The organism is Mesorhizobium sp. M0028, assembly GCF_040323855.1.
Lineage (GTDB): Bacteria > Pseudomonadota > Alphaproteobacteria > Rhizobiales > Rhizobiaceae > Mesorhizobium.
The window spans coordinates 197,487-213,415 of the sequence record NZ_JAMYVG010000004.1 but is presented as its reverse complement, the minus strand read 5'-3'; the positions used below and the strand labels follow the sequence as shown (position 1 = coordinate 213,415).

Genomic DNA, 15,929 nt, shown 5'->3' with positions numbered 1-15,929 from the left:
CCGATGTACATCAGGACCACCCGCAGCAGCAGGAGCGTGCCGACGGGCAGGAAGGCCTTCGCGCGCTGAAGAAGCAAATTTCCCACAGCCTGAAATGGCCGGGCGCGCTGGGCAATCCTATTGGATGGGGCATGGATCGGCTTGTGCCAATTCTAGACCTCGCGCATCGGCGCGGGCAGCGTTTCCCACGCCCGGATCAGTTCACCGATGGAAGCGGCTTCCATCTTGCGCATGACATTGCCGCGGTGAAGCTTGACGGTCACTTCACTGATGCCGAGGTCGAAGGCGACCTGCTTGTTGAGGCGCCCGCGCGCCACTTCACGCAGGACCTCGCGCTCGCGCGGCGTCAGCGTCTCGACGCGCTCGATGTTGCGCTTGACGATCACGGCATCCGCCCGCCGTTTGGCGTCCACCGCAATGCCCGCGATCACGGCGTCAAGCAGCGTCTGATCCCGCACCGGTTTCGTCAGAAAGTCCACGGCGCCGGCCTTCATCGCCTGGACAGTCATCGGGATGTCGCCATGCCCGGTCAGGAAGATGATTGGTTTGGGGTTGCCGTTTTTCGCAAGATGGTGCTGCAGATCGAGACCGCTCGTCCCTGGCATGCGCACGTCGAGGATCAAACAGCCGGGGCTCTCCAACACGTCGGCGTCAAGCAATTCACGGGTCGAGGTAAAGCACACCGGCAGAAAACCCGCCGACAGGATCAATTCAGACAGCGCCTCCCGAACAGAGGCATCATCATCGACAATAATGACCAGCGGCTGCTCGGCTTCAGCCCTCCGCTGCTGTGATGACGGCGTCGATCTCCGTAAGGGCAATTGGTCAACTCTCATGTTTAGCCTCCGTTTCTGGGTTGCGTAAGGCGTCGCCGATCGCCGCAAGCAGTGCCTGGCCATCGAACGGCTTGCGGAAAAGCCTGCCAATGCCCTTGGCGCGGTGCTGATCCACTATCTCGTGGCGGCCGGTGATCAGGAACACGGGCAGATCCGGACGCGCCTTCTTGACCAAGTCGCGAAGTTCAAAGCCGTCCATGCCGGGCATCCCGATGTCGGTGATAAGCATGTCCAATCCAGACAGGCCGCTGACCAGCAACGACCTCGCCGACGAGAAGCTGCGGGCCACATAGCCGGCGGACTCCAAGAGGTCCTCCAGCGACTCGAGCAGTCTTGGGTCATCGTCGACGATCGCCACGACAGGCCTCCGCTTGCTCACCCTCAGCTCCCCCCTGCCCGGCGCGAGTGCGTGATCGGTATTCCCAATCGCTCGGCGATGCGCACGAGGTCGGCGAGCGACGCCGCGACCATCTTCTGCATGACGTTCCTTCTATGAATTTCCAGCGTAACTTCGCTGATCCCCAGCTCAGCGGCCGCCTGCTTGTTGAGCAGGCCGCTGACCACCAGCGGCAGCACCTCACGTTCGCGCGGCGTCAGTTCGAGATAACGTTGCTTCAACACGCCCAGCTCGGCGCGCTCCGATCGCTGTGCCCGATCCTGGGCAATCGCTGCATGGATTGCGGCCATGAGGTCTGCATCGCTGAAGGGCTTAGTCAGGAAATCCACGGCGCCGTGCTTGATCGCACGCACGGAGGACGGGATATCGCCATGTCCTGTCAGGAAAACGATCGGCGGATGATCGCCCTCGGCAATCTGCCGCTGCAGATCGAGGCCGTTGATATCCGGCAACTCGATATCGAGGATGAGGCAGGCAGGGACGTCCGGCTTGTCAGCGCGGATATAATCGCCCGCCGATCCGAACGCTACGGCACGCATGCCGTGCGCAGCCAGCAGCTCACTGAGCGCCTCCCGGATGCGTTCATCGTCATCTACGATGAAGACAATTTGGCCGTCCGTCGTCATGACGCCGCTTTCGCTTCAATCGGCAACGTGAAGATAAACGTCGCTCCACGTGGTTCGTTCTTCTCGACCCATAAACGCCCGCTGTGCGACTCGATGATCGAACGGCAGATCGCCAGTCCCATGCCCATCCCTTGCTCTTTCGTGGTAAAGAACGGTTCGAATATCCGGTCGGGAAACTCGACGCCCCGGCCGTGATCGCTGACTTCGGTCTGGACAACATCCCCGATATGGCGCACGCGGATTTTGATAACTCCGTCGTCCGCACCAGAGTCCATCGCCTCCATGCCGTTGCGGATGAGATTGACCAGAACCTGCTGGATTTGGACGCGATCGAACGCGACTAGCGGAATGTCGCTTCCGATATCAACGCTGATGCGAACGCCCCGCCGCATCGCTTCCTCGGTCACGAGGTCGCGTGCCTCTGCGATGACACTGCTGAGCGTCGCATTGGTTCTCGTCTCGGTGGATTGCTTGAACAGCGCGCGAATGCGGCCGACGACGTCCGCCGCCGAGTTGGCGTCCCGGATAATGCGCTCGGCCGTAATCTTCGCGCGTTCGACGTTCGGCGGTGCTGCGGACAGCCAACGGTGGCATGCATGGGAGTTGGCGACGATCGCAGCCAGCGGCTGATTCACCTCGTGGGCGATCGAAGCCGAAAGCTCGGCGAGACTTGCAGCCTGAGCCGCTTGCGCGAGTTTGTCGGACGCTTGTCGCAGCGCTTCCTGGGCGCGCACCTCTTCGTCGATGTCGAGGGAAACCCCGTACCATTGCACAACCGCCCCGTCCTCATCACGCCGCGGCTCCACCCTGCACTCCGCCCAGCGATAGCCATCTGTTTCGCGCCAGCGAAACCGCATCGCGGAACCGCCGCCTGTTTCGAAACAATTCAGCAACGTGCTCAGCACCTCGGGAGCATCTTCGGGATGAACCAGTTCTTGCAGCAATTCCTCGATGCGCGGCTCTCCGAGTGCTTCGAAATCAGCGATCACGGAGCGGAAATGGTCCTGGTACCGCTTGTTGAAGTAGACCGGCCCGCCGGTCGGCACCGCGCTCCAGATGCGGACCGGCACAGCGTCGATCATCTGCTGAAGCTGCAATTCGCTCCGCCGCAGGGCCTCTTCAGCTTGCATTTGATCGTCTATGTCGTGACAGAGGCCGTACCACTGGACGATGCGGCCAGTGTGATCGCGCATCGGCTCCGCCCGGCTCGACATCCAATGATAGACGCCATCGGCGCGGCGCAAGCGATACCTCATGGAGAAGCGCTCGCCGGTGGCGAGGCAGTGACTGAGCGTATCGCCGAATGCTGCTGCGCCGTCCGGATGGACGCCGGCCTTTATCATCGCCGCCAGCCGGCTGATGCCCGGTTTGTCCAAATCCGTTACGTCCAGGCCGAGAAAGTCGACCATGCGCTTGTTGAAAAAGGTCGGATCGCCATCGGGCCTCAGGCGCCAAACGTGGCTCGGAACCATGTCGACAAGCTGCGAGAGCTCCCGCTCCCGGTCGCCCAATGCCTCAAGGCTTTCACGCAAAGTGAGCACCGCCGCCTGATGCTGCCGGGATATGGCGGCCACGACGAGCGCCGAAAATGCCGAGATGGCCAGAAAAAGCTGCAGCATGATCTGGTTGTGCTTCTGGGACTCGGGATCGCCGGCAAATTGGCTGGCGCCGGATATCGTGAATACCGCCGTGATCAGAGCGAGAACGGTCAATGCTACGGCGGCGCCTCTGAACTCAAAGCGCACTGCGGCCCAAAGAAGAGGCGGCATGATGATGTAGGCGAAGGGCAGATAGCCGCTCAAGGAAAGGGCGGCGATACCAAGAAAGATCAGCCCCAGGACGCAAGCTTCCATCCACCGCGCTGCTGAGAGCTGCGCCTTGCCGCGCCAGTTCTGGAACACGACCAGCGCCAGTGGCGCTACGATCAGGACTCCCGTCGCGTCTCCGATCCACCACAGCGGCCAAGCCGTCGCAAAGGTTTGCGATTGTATGCCAAACCACGCAAGCGCCGCACTTCCCACCGTCGCGCTTGCGACTGGCGCAATTCCAGCGGCCAGTACGACGAATGCGAGAACGTCGCGCAAGGTTTCCAGCCGAACTGGGCGCTTGCAGGTCTGGTTCACGAGCCATGCGCCGGCCACCGCTTCAAGAGCGTTGCCGGCAAAGATCAGGAAGGCCGCGGGCAGCGGAGTGTGGAACCACAAGAAGTTGCTGAACAGTTCGGCCAGACAGGCCCCCAGCACCCACCACGGCCAGCTATACCTGGAGGCGAAGACAAGCGTAGCGATGAACAGTCCGCTCGGAGGCCAAATGGAAATCCCTGTTCCAGGTATGATTGCGAGCGACTGGGCGAAGCCGCAGCCCAGGACATAGACCGTAATAAAAAGCCCCAGATGCAAGAATTGGGGACGGTGCGACCAGACGCGCGATAACCTGCCTCTTTCAAGATCGCTGATCATGTTGCCGCGAATCAGGCCTGGTTCACTCGTCGCCAAAGATCGGCCACTTCCTTGCAATCCCGGTCCGGATCGGTCGAAGTCATGCTTTAACGCGCCCGTTGCGTTGGAATCGGTCTCGCCAAGTGAGTTGGGCGCTGTCGTCATCGGGTGCCCCTGACGGACAAACAAACTCTGGAGATTGTCGGCGCTTCGTATAGCACTTGCTCTTGGTAGCTGGATCTGGGCTGACGGACTCACACCGTCACCCTAATCCCGCCACGCCCCAACCGCACCTCATGGAAATCCATGCATTGCGCGGGGGCAGCGACGCCCTTCACCGAAAGGAGAATAAACCAAGCGTTTGCTGAGCGCCGCCGGATACGTTCAGCATCGTCCAAGATGAGGACGATTGTCGTCGTCCGGCATCATTGCACAGCTTTCGCTTCAACCGGGAGAGTGAAGATGAATGTCGCTCCATGCGGCACACTGTTCTCCGCCCATAGGCGTCCGCCGTGAGACTCGACGATCGAACGGGAGATCGCCAGCCCCATGCCCATCCCATTCCCTTTCGTCGTAAAGAACGGCTCGAATATCTTGTTAGGACGTTCGATACCCGGGCCGCGGTCGCTGACCTCGGTCTGGATCGTGTCCTCTATCCGGCGCACACGCAGCCCGAGAACCCTGTCCGTGGTGGAGTCCATCGCCTCCATGCCGTTGCGAATGAGGTTGACCAGGACCTGCTGGATCTGGACGCGATCGAAGGCGACGAGCGGAAGATTGCTTTCGACATCGATGTCCATGCGAACGCGACGCCGTATGGCTTCCTCGGCCATGAGGTCACGCGCTTCGGCAATAACGCTGGGGATCGGCGTGCTGGTTCTCATTTCAAGCGAAGGTCTGAACAAGGCACGGATGCGGCTGACGACATCCGCCGCCGAGTTGGCATCGCGGATGATGCGCTCGGCCGTGATTTTCGCGCGCTCGACGTTCGGGGGCACGGCGGACAGCCAACGGTGGCATGCGTTGGAGTTGGCGACGATGGCGGCCAACGGCTGGTTCACCTCATGAGCGATGGATGCGGAGAGTTCGGCAAGGCTCGCCGCCTGGCTCGCACGCGCAAGTCTCTCTTGTGCCAGTCGAAGCTCCTCTTGTGTTCGCACCTCATTTTCGATGTCGAGGCAGATAACGTTCCACTGCACGATGGCACCTTCAGCGTTGCGCATCGGCGCGGCGCGCGTCTCGACCCAGCGATATTCACCATCGAAGCGCCGCAGACGGTGCCGTCGCGCATACGGCTCGCCGGTGGACAAACAATGGGCATATCTCTCTTTGACACCTGTCAGGTCGTCGGGATGAACACCGGCGTCGAGTGTGCCAGCCAGCCGGGACTTTCCCGCTTCGTCCAATTCCTCAAGATTGTATCCGAGGAATTCGCGGAGCTGCTGGCTGCGATATATCGGTTCGCCATCCGGAGCGGCGCAATCGATCATTGCCGGCAGCGTTTCAACGAGCTGCCAGAGCGCACGTTCTCTCTCGCGCAGCGCCTCTTCGACGCGCAGCTGGTCGTCGATGTCGTGCGTAAGGCCGTACCATTGGACGATGCGTCCACCTTGGTCCCGCAGCGGCTCCGCGCGGCCCTCCATCCAGCGATAAACGCCGTCGGCACGCCGCAGGCGATACTTCATGAAGAAGCGCTCGCCGGTGGCGAAGCAGCTGTTGAGTGCTTCCCTCAGGCTGGCGGCATCGTCGGGATGGACGACGTTGGCAATGAAGGCCGCCAGCCGGCTCGTGTCCGGCTTTTCCGCGTCCGCTATGTCCAGGCCGAGAAAATCTATCAGGCGCCTGTTGAAAAAGGTCGGCTCGCCGTTCGAAGACAGCCGCCAGAGGTAGCTCGGAACCATGTTGACGAGCTGCGAGAGCTCTCGTTCGCGGTCGTGCAATGCGGCCTGCGTGGTCACCAGATCATGGATGTCGACGCTCACGCCGTACCACTGGAGGATGCTGCCATCTTCGTCGCGCAGCGGCTCGGCGCGAGTCTCGGTCCAGCGATAGCCGCCGTCGGCCCTCCGTTGGCGATATCTCTGAACGTAAGGCACGCCCGTTGCGAATGAATGGCGGATCGCCTGCCGTGCGGTGTCGATATCGTCTGGATGGATCACGCTCAGGGACGGCGAGCCGTCCGGGGCGGTGATGTCACCGAGCGTGGCCCCGGTTACGTCGGTGAACCGCTTGTTGACGTAGGATGGCCTTCCCTCCCGTGTCGTACTCCAGATCAAAGCGGGCACGGTGTCGATAAGCTGCTGAAGGCGCCGCTCACTTTTGCGCAACGCCGCCTGCGCGCGCACCTCATCGTCGATGTCGAGAGAAACCCCGTACCATTGCACGACCGTTCCGTTGTCATCGCGCCGCGGCTCCACCCTGCACTCAGCCCAGCGATAGGTGCCGTCTTTTTCGCGCCAGCGAAACCGCATCGCGGAGCCGCCGCCAGTTTCGAAACAATTCGATAACGTGCGCTGCACCTCGGGAGCATCTTCGGAATGAATAACCTCGTGCAGCAGCGTTTCGATGCCCGGCTCGCCGAGAGCATCAAAGTTCGCGATAACGGAGCGGAAATGGTCCTGGTATCGCTTGTTGAAGTAGACCGGCCCGCCGGTCGGCATCACGCTCCAGATGCGGACCGGCACGGCGTCGATCATGTGCTGCAATTGTCGCTCGCTTCGCCGCAACGCCTCTTCGGCGTGCATCTGATCGTCTATGTCGTGACAGAGGCCGTACCACTGGACGATGCGGCCGGCGTCATCGCGCATCGGCTCCGCCCGGCTCGACATCCAGCGATAGACGCCATCGGCACGGCGCAGGCGATAGCGCATGGCGAAGCTCGCACCGGTAGCGAAGCAACCACGGAGTGCATCGCCGAATGCTGCTGCATCGTCCGGATGGACGCCGGCCTGTATCATCGCCGCCAGCCGGCTCATGCCCGGTCTGTCCATATCCGTTACGTCCAGGCCGAGAAAATCGACCATGCGCTTATTGAAGAAAATCGGCTCGCCGTCCGGATCGAGCCGCCAGATGTGACTCGGTACCATGTCCACGAGCTGCGAGAGCTCCCGCTCGCGGTCGCGCAATGCTGACTCCGCCCGCTTCTGGTCCTCAATGTCTATTGTCGTGCCGTACCATTGAATGATGCGGCCCTGACTATCGCGAAAAGGTCGTCCTGAGCTTCGAAACCAGCGATAGACGCCATCGGCGCGCCGCAGACGATGCTCGGTGTCATAGTGATCGCCGGTTTCGAGGCAATGCCGCCATCTGGCGGCGACACGATCATAATCGTCGGGATGGACGGCTCGACGCCAGCCGAACTCATCGTCGTCTTCGGAGGTGTTGAGATCCTCATGCGTGTTGCCGAGGAACGCCACGGTGTTTGGGCTCACAAAGGTGAATCGTCCGGCGGCATCGGCTGCCCACGCGTGGCCGGGCATACTCTCGATGATTTGCAGCGCGAGCGTTGCTTCGGGGTCGATTTCGCCAAGTGAGTCGGACGCTGCTGTCATTGGCTTCTCCTGTCGGACAAAGAAAGCCTGGGGACGGTCAGCGCTTTATATAGCACTTGTTTTCAATATCTGGACAGGCGAACTCACCGCCTAAATCTAGTCCCGCGATGCCCCGGCTGCATCTCATGGAAATCCATGCATTGCGCGGAGATATCGCCGCTGCGGCGGCCCGGCCGCTACGGCGCGCCTAACGATCGCCTCGGGCAAGAAGCGACGCGGATCGACGCGTCAACACCCACCACTGGGAAATACGAGCCGGACAGGTAAGACGCTCGGCTGCCTCTTCGTCGGCTGCAGAGTGAAACCGGAAAAACCTCTGCATTCGTCATCCCTGTCTCGTCCGGTTAACACGGCTCATGAGATAATCTGGAAGCCTCGCCCGACCAAAACATCTGTTCCAAAGTATAGGGCCTGGACGCGGTTTTAGTTCTGCGGAGCGGCTTGGCGGGCGAGCAATTGTTTGGCGACAATGAGACAGGGCGCAGCGACCGCGAACAGCAGGACGAGCGCGAAGAAAGCTTCGTCGAACGAGATAGTGGCGACCTGCTTCTCAAGCGCGCGCTGCAGCAGCGGCAGCGCGGCCTTGGTCGCCGCGGCGCTGTCGATACTATTCGCCAGAACGTTCGCAGTGGCTCTCAAGCGCTGGTCCACGGCTGGATCGCCATTGACGAGGTGGGACGTCAGTATCGTCCGGTTGTGGACATTCTGGTGATCAATATACGTTTGCAAGAGGGCTGTGCCGGTCAGACCGCCCGCCTGCTTGCCGAAGTTGAACAGCCCGATGCCGAACGGCAGCGCATCAGGGGCAAGGCCCTGCAGTGTAATCAGCGTCAGTGCCACGAACAGAAGGCCGAGGCCGAATCCCCGCAGCAGCAGAGCAAGGGTCAGGTCCGGTGATCCGCTACCGCTCGTCGAAGCGGACAGCAGCCACATGGCGCCTGCGAAGAGCAGAATGCCAAACGGAGCAAGCGTGATCGGGCGCATCCCGGTCTTTTGGATGAGGAAGCCGGACAACAAAAGTCCAAGCGCGAGCATGGCTCCGCTTGGCAGCAGAAGCACTCCCGCGCCCGTGGCGGTAAAATCGAGCACGTTGAGGGCAAAAGCCGGAATGAGATAGGCGCTGCCCGAAAGGGCAGAGCCGGCGACGATGCTGACGAGAAGGCCAAAGCGAAAGTCCGGATTGCCAAGGGGCGAGATGGCCAGCAGTGAGCCTTCTGAACGAAGGCGGGTCTTCCAGACGGCCAGGAGGCCGGCAGCCGTCACACCGGTTGCGGCAAGGAAGGTGATGTCGGTGTCGTCGAACCAGTTGAACCTGCTGCCTTGCAGCAGGACGTAGGTCAAAAGCGCGGCGCTGATGCCGAGCAACGATATCCCGACGGCAGGAAACCTGGTTTTCCGCCAAAAGGTCCGATCGCCGTCCGCCGCCAACAGGACAAGGGAGACGATGCCGAGCGGAATGATGCTCAGGAATATCCACTCCCAAGTCAGATGGTCGACAAGCCAGCCCTGCAGGGCCGGCGTGACGGTTGTCGGAGCCATGACGGCGCCTACGGCAAAAACCGCCTGAACGACCGGCTGATGCCGATGAGGGAAGCGAAAGAACAGCAGCGTCTGGCCGGCGACGAGAATTGTGCCGCCAGCCAGCCCCTGGACAATGCGGCAGATGCAAATCCAGGTGAGGTCCACCGACAACGTCAAGGCCGCGGATGCCAGCAGAAGGGCGACAACCCCCGCGCGCAGGCAGACGGTCGGCCTGGCTGCCGTTACAAGAAGCGGAGCGACAAGGAACGCCGTCAGCTTCGCCGCGATGAAAACCACGTCGACCATCGCCAGCTCGTCCGACGTTGCGTAGGTGTCGCCAAGCATGTCGATCCGGCCGATGGACAGTGCGGTGGATGCGACCGCGTCCATGAAGGCGGCCAGCACGACGCCGGTTGCTATCAAGGAAGCGCGCAGGGTACCGGGATGGCGCTGCACAGCCGCCGTTTCGGCGAGGTGCATCATTGCGCTGAGCGCCCGTTCGCGGTCCCGCCTGTCTGCATTTCCTGCGCTACTGCCGGAGCATCCCTGGTGCCGACGGTGATGACAACACGAGCCGAGAGTCCCGGAACCAGGCGGCCGGGCAACGGATTGCGCGTCATCCTGATCTTGACCGGCACGCGTTGGACGACGCGGATGAAGTTGCCGGTGGCATTGTCCGGCGGCAGCAGGCTGAAGGCTGCGCCGCTGCCAGGAGCGAAGCTGTCGACAAGGCCGTCGATTTGCAGATCTGGATATTCATCAACCATGACGCGGACCCGTTGGCCGATCTCAACCTGCTTCAGCTGCGTTTCCTTGAAGTTTGCGACGATCCAGACATCGTTAACCGGAACGATGTCCAGGGCTGCCGTCCCTGGGGTGACATAGCGGCCGACCCGGATCTGGCGATTGCCGACGATGCCGTCGACCGGGGCCCTCACGACGGTGTTGGCCAGGTCTAGCATTGCCAGGTCGAGCGCTGCCTGTGCCTGCGACAGGGCTGCCTGCGCGCCGGACAATTGTGCATCCAGGACGCCGAGCTTCAACTTCTGAGCCAACAGATTGGCCTCTGCGCCGTCCAGCGATGCCCTTGCCTTGTCATGGCCGGCCTGCGCATCCTGCAGCTTCTGATCGCTTGCGGTTCCGTTCTTCTGCAGCGTGACGTAGCGGCTTAAGTTGGCGCGGGCGAATTGCAGGTCGGCTGCGGCAGATTGCTTCTGCGCCTCGGCCTGCGCGATCAATGCGTCCTGCAGTTCACGGGTCGCCTTGATGTTGGCGATTTCCGCCTGCCGGGCGGCGACGTTGGCTTTCGCCTGCTCCGCCTTGGCCTTGTAGTCGCTGTCGTCGATGCGAAACAGGACAGCACCTTTTGACACATTGGCATTGTCGTCTATGTCGACTTCGACGACGTAACCGGCGAGCTTCGGAGCGATGCTGGTAATGTCTCCGCGGAGATAGGCGTTATCGGTCGTTTCCTCGAACCGGCCCCTTGTAAACCACTGCCAGCTCCAAATAGCTGCCATTGGCAGCACCATAAGGGCAACGAGGGCGATCGCGATCTTGCGGGGTTGGCTCATGATTGCCTCGACCCCAAGTCGACGCGCTCACTATCGAAGGAGATCTCCGCCTGCCGAAGAGCGAGCCGTTCGGCAAGGCTGCAAACCCACGGTGCGCAATAGAGTCTCACGAGAACGTCTCCGTCGAGCTGCGGCTCTGCAACAAGGCAGAACTGAAGAACGATCGCGGATTTCACGGCCTCGCCGCTATCATGCGGACGAACATCCCATTTGCCCTGATCGGTAGTTCGTACTGAACCTCAGCACAGGTCGTATTGTCAGTCGGCCGGATTCAGGCGCGCGAACGTGGCGGCGCGGATCTCCGTATTGCCGAAGACCGTCCACGAGAAAATCCACTTTGAAGTAAATTCCGGACATCCCGTGGCAGCAATGATCGCAGAGAGCGCCCTCTTGAAGAGTTTGGTTGTCTTAACGTTCACCTATTTTGTGTTTTGACAAGCGCGCAACACGCGTTCGCTGTGCAGCAGTTGCGACAGTTCATGAAACAACCCGCTATCTTGCCTCCGGCTAACGCGGTGCGACACGCAGCCCGGCGGCATCGAAGAGATGCATGCGCTCCGGCGGCAGAGCGAGGTGGATCGGCGGCCCTTGCGATTCAACGCCCTGCTGCTTGAGAACGGCGATAAGTTTGCTGTCGCCGGCAATGGTGGCGTGGACAACGGTTTCCGGTCCCAGCGCCTCGGCCAGCGTTATCCGCGCTTCCACCGATCCCTTGCTGCCATCCGAAAGTTGGATGTCGTGTGGTCGGATGCCAAGCGTCGCGTCGTCTCCCGGTTTCAGCGCGACCCCGTCGGCGGCGACCGAGGCCGACAGCCCGCCCGGACCTTCGACACGCACCTCGGCGCCGCTTGCCGAACGCACCTTCACCGGCAGCAGGTTCATCCGCGGCGCGCCGATGAAGCCGGCGACGAACAGGTTGGCCGGCGCGTTGTAGAGATCGAGCGGCCGGCCGACCTGTTCGATCCGCCCCGAGCGCATGACCACGATGCGGTCCGCCAGCGTCATCGCCTCGATCTGGTCATGGGTGACGTAGATCATCGTGGTTGCCAGCCGCCGGTGCAGGCCCGCCAGTTCAGCGCGCATGGTGATGCGCAGTTCGGCATCGAGGTTGGACAGCGGTTCGTCGAGTAGAAAGGCGGTCGGATTGCGCACCACCGCACGGCCGATCGCCACGCGCTGCTTCTGGCCGCCCGACAATTGACCGGGCCGGCGGTCTAGATAGGAAGCAATTTCCAGCATGCGCGTCGCTTCCGTGATCCGCGCGTCGATCTCGGCTTTCGGCATACGGATGTTTTCGAGCCCGAAGGCGAGGTTCTGGCGCACGCTCATGTGCGGGTAGAGCGCGTAAGACTGGAACACCATCGCCAGACCGCGCTGCGCGGCCGAAACGTTGGTGACGTCGACCCCGTCGATCTCAATCTTGCCGTCGGTCGGCCGATCGAGCCCGGCAATCAGCCGCAGCAGCGTGGACTTGCCGCAACCCGACGGGCCGACGAGGACTAGCATCTCGCCGTCCCCGACGTCGAGGTTGATGCCGTGCAAGATCTTCATCTTGCCGTAAGCGCGATCGATGTTGGTCAGCGTTATCCGTCCCATGACATCCTCACTTCAGTCCGGTGCCGGCAATGCCGGAAGTGATGTAACGCTGCAGGAAGACGAAGACGAGGACGACGGGGATCATCGTCACCACGGTCATCGCCAGGATGTAGTGCCACTGCACGTTTAGCTGGCCGGCATAGGTGTTGAGGCCGACCTGGAGTGTGTAGAGTTCCTTGCGCGACAGCACCACCAGCGGCCACAGAAAGTCGTTCCAGCGCCAGACGACCGAGAAGATCGCCAGCACGGCGAGCGCCGGTGCTGCAAGCGGCAATACGATGCGCCAGTAGATCTGCCATTCGGAAGCGTTGTCCATGCGCGCCGCATCGAGCAGCTCGTCCGGGATGGTCAGCATATATTGGCGCAGCAGGAAGACGCCGGTCGGCGTCGCCACGGTCGGCAAGATCACGCCCCACAGCGAATCGAGCAGTCCGACGGCGCCCACCACCGAATAGAGCGGCACCAGGATGACCGACAGCGGCACCATCAGCGTACCGACGATCACAAGCATCGTCAGATCGCGGCCGCGGAACTTGTATTTCGACAAGGCGAAGGCGGCCATCGAATTGGTGAGCAGCGTGATCAGCGTCGCCATTGCCGTCACAAAGACCGAATTGCGCAGATAGCGCAGGAAGTCGAAATGGACGAAGGGCTCGGTGTAGTTCTCCGTTGCGAAGCCGATTTCGCGCACCGGCTGCCGGTCGGCGATGTTGACCTTGACGATATCGTTCGGCGCCTGCGGGTCCACCATTTGCGCCATGATGCCGATGCGCCGCACCTCGGCCAGCACCTTGGTCGAACCATCCGGAAGCTTCACCCTGTAGAGGGCCAGCGGCTTATCGTAGCCTTCGACCCTCGCCTGTTGGCTGACATAAGGCATTATGGTCGGCGGGAACTCGGCGAGCTGTGCCGGTGTCTTGAATGACGAACCCACCAGCCAAACGGCCGGACCGAACATGATGACAACGCCGCCGAGCAGCCACAGCCAGCTCACGATATCCGTCCAGTGCCAGCCGCGACCGCCGCGCCGGCGGGTCAGGAATGTCATGACGCTGCTCATTCGCGGGCTCCTTTCCGCTCACCCCGGCGTCCGACCTGCAGCTGAACTAAGGTGAGCACGACCAGCACCAACCCCATCAAGATCGAAGCCGCCGAAGCCAGCCCCGGATTGCGCAGCAGGGAGGCGAAGCCGATCTCATAGATGTACTGCGTGATATAGAGGGTCGAGGTTCCCGGCCCTCCACCCGTCAGCACATAGACTTCGTCGAAGATCTGCACGGCGCGGATCAGCGTCAGCACGATGACGACAAGCAGGTTAGGCATCAGCAGCGGCAGCGTGATGCGCCAGAACACCCGCGCCGGCTTCGTGCCGTCCATCTCGGCCGCTTCGTAAAGGTCGCGCGGGATCGCCTGCAATCCGGCAAGCAGGATAAGCGTATAAAAGCCCATATGGGCCCAGACCGAAACGCTGACGGCGGCGGTGAAAGCCCAGAAGCGGTCGGTCAGCCAGTTGTGCGGCTCGCCGCCCAGATCATGGACGATCAGGTTCAGCAAGCCCTGGCGTTGCAGGATCCAGCGCCAGATCAGACCGGTGACGACAGGCGACAGCAGCACCGGAAAGAAGAACACCGCGCGCCAGAAGCTGCGCCCGACGATCTCACGGTTGAGGATCAGCGCTGTCGCCATCGACACGACCGTCATCAGCGCCACCTGCACGACGACGAACAGGCCGGTATTGTGCACGGCCTTCCAGAAGAGATCCTCGTGGCAAGTGGCAGTGTCCAGGTAGTTGCCGCAATCGAGCAGGCGCTGGTATTGCTCGAGCCCGACATAGGTTCGGTCCTGCAGGAAGTAGGCCGTTCCTGACGTGGCCGAATAGAAGAAGTTGATGATCATCGGCACCAGGACGAAAATGCCGAAGATCGCCATGTTTGGGGCCAGGAAGAACGCGGCCATGCCGCCGGTGCCCGTCGCGCGCTGCCAGAACTTCAGCGGCACGTTGACGATCGATGCCAGCCACACGACCGGCGCCGCGAGGGCGGCGCCAATCCATGCCTTCAGTGTCGCGGCGGCGGTCACTTCGCCTCGGCAACCTTGTCGGCGATATCCTGGTCGATCCTGCCCCAGGCATCGTCGAGGCTGAGCTCGCCGGCCATCACCTGGCTGACGCGCGTCACCAGCGCGGCGAAGTAAGCATTGGCCCACTTCCACGGCGGCAGCGCATCGGCCGCCGGCAGGGTTTCACCCGCCGCCTTGACGAATTTGTCGAGCGCCGGACCGACATTCTTGTCGGCCGAGACCCATTTCAGCCCGCCCTTGTCTACGACGCCCTTGTGCGCGGGCAGAAACAGCGTGCGCTCGCTGAACTCTTCCACCACGTCTTCACGGGCCAGATAATCCATGACCTTGGCGACATCCTTGGGATTCTTCGTGTATTTGATGGCGACCAGCGCCGCGCCGCCTTTCACGCCCGAACAGCCTGTAGTACCGCAGGGCGAGCCGGTTGCCACCCAGTCGAAACTGTCGCCGATCTTGGTCGACAGATTGGCGACCTGCCAGCTGCCCGAATAGTAGAACGGGATCTGGGCGTTGATGAAGTCGTCGGCGGCCGCGCGGTAGGTCGAGCCTGCCGCCGACACCCAGGTATCCTTCAGCATCAGGCCCTTGGCGGTCCAGTCGACGAGCTTGCCGACGAACGCCTTGGTGCCGTCGTCCACTTTGGCCGGCATGCCATTGGGGCCGATATAGTTCGCTCCGAAGGAGACATTCGGACCCGAAATGCGGTGGCCGGAACGGTCGATGGCGAAGGCAGCCGGAAGCTGTTGGCTCTTCGCCACCTCGGCGGCGGCGTTGATCCAGTCGTCCCAGGTCGCCTTGTCGCCGGGCAGCGGCACGCCGGCCTGTTCGAACAACGTCTTGTTGGCGAAGCCGCCGGTGAGCGTGAGCTGGGTCATGAAACCCGGGATGGCGTTGGAGCCGTCGGGGCGCATCCAGTCCAGCGTGTCAGCGAAATTGTCCTCCCAATATTTCGGATCGGCCACCAGTGGCCTGAGATCGAGCCAGTGCTGGGCAAGCTCCTTGATGTTCGTGACGCGGGCGATGTCCGGGCCCTGGCCGGCTTCGAGCTGGATGGGCAGCTGCTCCTGGATCACCTTGTAGGCGACGTTGTCGAGCGTGACGTGGATGTCGGGATTGTCCTTCATGAAGCGGTTCAGAATGTCCTGAATGACATCGCCTTCGACACCGTCCGAATACCACATGATGCGCACGTCGCCGGCAAACGCGCTGGTCGATGCGAGCAGACTGACCGATAGCGCGGCCAGCAAAGTGCGGGACTTATTCATGCTTTCGTCTCCTCCTTTAGCGGGGCGGCGCCCCGATAGTTCAAGC

The 15,929-nt window shown here is 61.9% G+C and carries 10 protein-coding genes and 2 pseudogenes; all 12 read right to left on the bottom strand.

Features of this window, described 5'->3' with window-relative positions:
* Positions 1-152: 152 nt before the first annotated feature.
* The gene (locus NKJ93_RS11435) at positions 153-836 is read right to left on the bottom strand and encodes a response regulator transcription factor (RefSeq protein WP_352483882.1); all 684 of its coding nucleotides are present in this window, start codon (positions 834-836) and stop codon (positions 153-155) included.
* Positions 826-1,215 (bottom strand): response regulator, encoded by a 390-nt coding sequence (locus NKJ93_RS11430; RefSeq protein WP_352483835.1) that lies wholly within the window; start codon positions 1,213-1,215, stop codon positions 826-828. The genes NKJ93_RS11435 and NKJ93_RS11430 overlap by 11 nt, the downstream gene beginning before the upstream one ends.
* A gap of 2 nt (positions 1,216-1,217) precedes the next feature.
* A complete protein-coding gene (locus NKJ93_RS11425; protein WP_023716982.1) occupies positions 1,218-1,859 on the bottom strand; it encodes a response regulator transcription factor in 642 nt (213 codons plus the stop codon).
* A pseudogene (locus NKJ93_RS33585) lies at positions 1,856-2,515 on the bottom strand (sensor histidine kinase); the annotation flags it as partial. The gene NKJ93_RS11425 and the pseudogene NKJ93_RS33585, both read right to left, overlap by 4 nt.
* A gap of 30 nt (positions 2,516-2,545) precedes the next feature.
* A pseudogene (locus tag NKJ93_RS11420) lies at positions 2,546-4,318 on the bottom strand (MASE1 domain-containing protein); the annotation flags it as partial.
* A 404-nt stretch (positions 4,319-4,722) separates the two neighbouring features.
* Positions 4,723-7,848: a PAS domain-containing protein gene (locus NKJ93_RS11415; RefSeq protein ID WP_352589051.1), complete on the bottom strand. Its 3,126-nt coding sequence runs from the start codon at positions 7,846-7,848 to the stop codon at positions 4,723-4,725.
* A gap of 423 nt (positions 7,849-8,271) precedes the next feature.
* The gene (locus NKJ93_RS11410) at positions 8,272-9,852 is read right to left on the bottom strand and encodes an MFS transporter (protein WP_352483675.1); all 1,581 of its coding nucleotides are present in this window, start codon (positions 9,850-9,852) and stop codon (positions 8,272-8,274) included.
* Positions 9,849-10,943, bottom strand: a complete 1,095-nt coding sequence (locus NKJ93_RS11405) for an HlyD family secretion protein (protein WP_352483676.1) — start codon at positions 10,941-10,943, stop codon at positions 9,849-9,851. Before NKJ93_RS11405 ends, NKJ93_RS11410 begins: the two co-directional genes overlap by 4 nt.
* Positions 10,944-11,450: 507 nt before the next feature.
* A complete protein-coding gene (locus NKJ93_RS11400; protein ID WP_352483677.1) occupies positions 11,451-12,539 on the bottom strand; it encodes an ABC transporter ATP-binding protein in 1,089 nt (362 codons plus the stop codon).
* Between the two features lie 7 nt (positions 12,540-12,546).
* A complete protein-coding gene (locus NKJ93_RS11395; RefSeq protein ID WP_023716976.1) occupies positions 12,547-13,599 on the bottom strand; it encodes a carbohydrate ABC transporter permease in 1,053 nt (350 codons plus the stop codon).
* Positions 13,596-14,618 (bottom strand): carbohydrate ABC transporter permease, encoded by a 1,023-nt coding sequence (locus tag NKJ93_RS11390; RefSeq protein ID WP_023716975.1) that lies wholly within the window; start codon positions 14,616-14,618, stop codon positions 13,596-13,598. The genes NKJ93_RS11395 and NKJ93_RS11390 overlap by 4 nt, the downstream gene beginning before the upstream one ends.
* Positions 14,615-15,883, bottom strand: coding sequence for an ABC transporter substrate-binding protein (locus NKJ93_RS11385; protein WP_352494366.1), 1,269 nt, complete (start codon positions 15,881-15,883; stop codon positions 14,615-14,617). Before NKJ93_RS11385 ends, NKJ93_RS11390 begins: the two co-directional genes overlap by 4 nt.
* Positions 15,884-15,929 lie beyond the last annotated feature (46 nt).

Excerpts from the sequence above, each read along its gene's own strand:
- NKJ93_RS11435 (WP_352483882.1), bottom strand. The coding sequence starts at position 836 with ATGAGAGTTGACCAATTGCCCTTACGGAGATCGACGCCGTCATCACAG.
- NKJ93_RS11425 (WP_023716982.1), bottom strand. The coding sequence starts at position 1,859 with ATGACGACGGACGGCCAAATTGTCTTCATCGTAGATGACGATGAACGC.
- NKJ93_RS11415 (WP_352589051.1), bottom strand. The coding sequence starts at position 7,848 with ATGACAGCAGCGTCCGACTCACTTGGCGAAATCGACCCCGAAGCAACG.
- NKJ93_RS11410 (WP_352483675.1), bottom strand. The coding sequence starts at position 9,852 with ATGATGCACCTCGCCGAAACGGCGGCTGTGCAGCGCCATCCCGGTACC.
- NKJ93_RS11405 (WP_352483676.1), bottom strand. The coding sequence starts at position 10,943 with ATGAGCCAACCCCGCAAGATCGCGATCGCCCTCGTTGCCCTTATGGTG.
- NKJ93_RS11400 (WP_352483677.1), bottom strand. The coding sequence starts at position 12,539 with ATGGGACGGATAACGCTGACCAACATCGATCGCGCTTACGGCAAGATG.
- NKJ93_RS11395 (WP_023716976.1), bottom strand. The coding sequence starts at position 13,599 with ATGAGCAGCGTCATGACATTCCTGACCCGCCGGCGCGGCGGTCGCGGC.
- NKJ93_RS11385 (WP_352494366.1), bottom strand. The coding sequence starts at position 15,883 with ATGAATAAGTCCCGCACTTTGCTGGCCGCGCTATCGGTCAGTCTGCTC.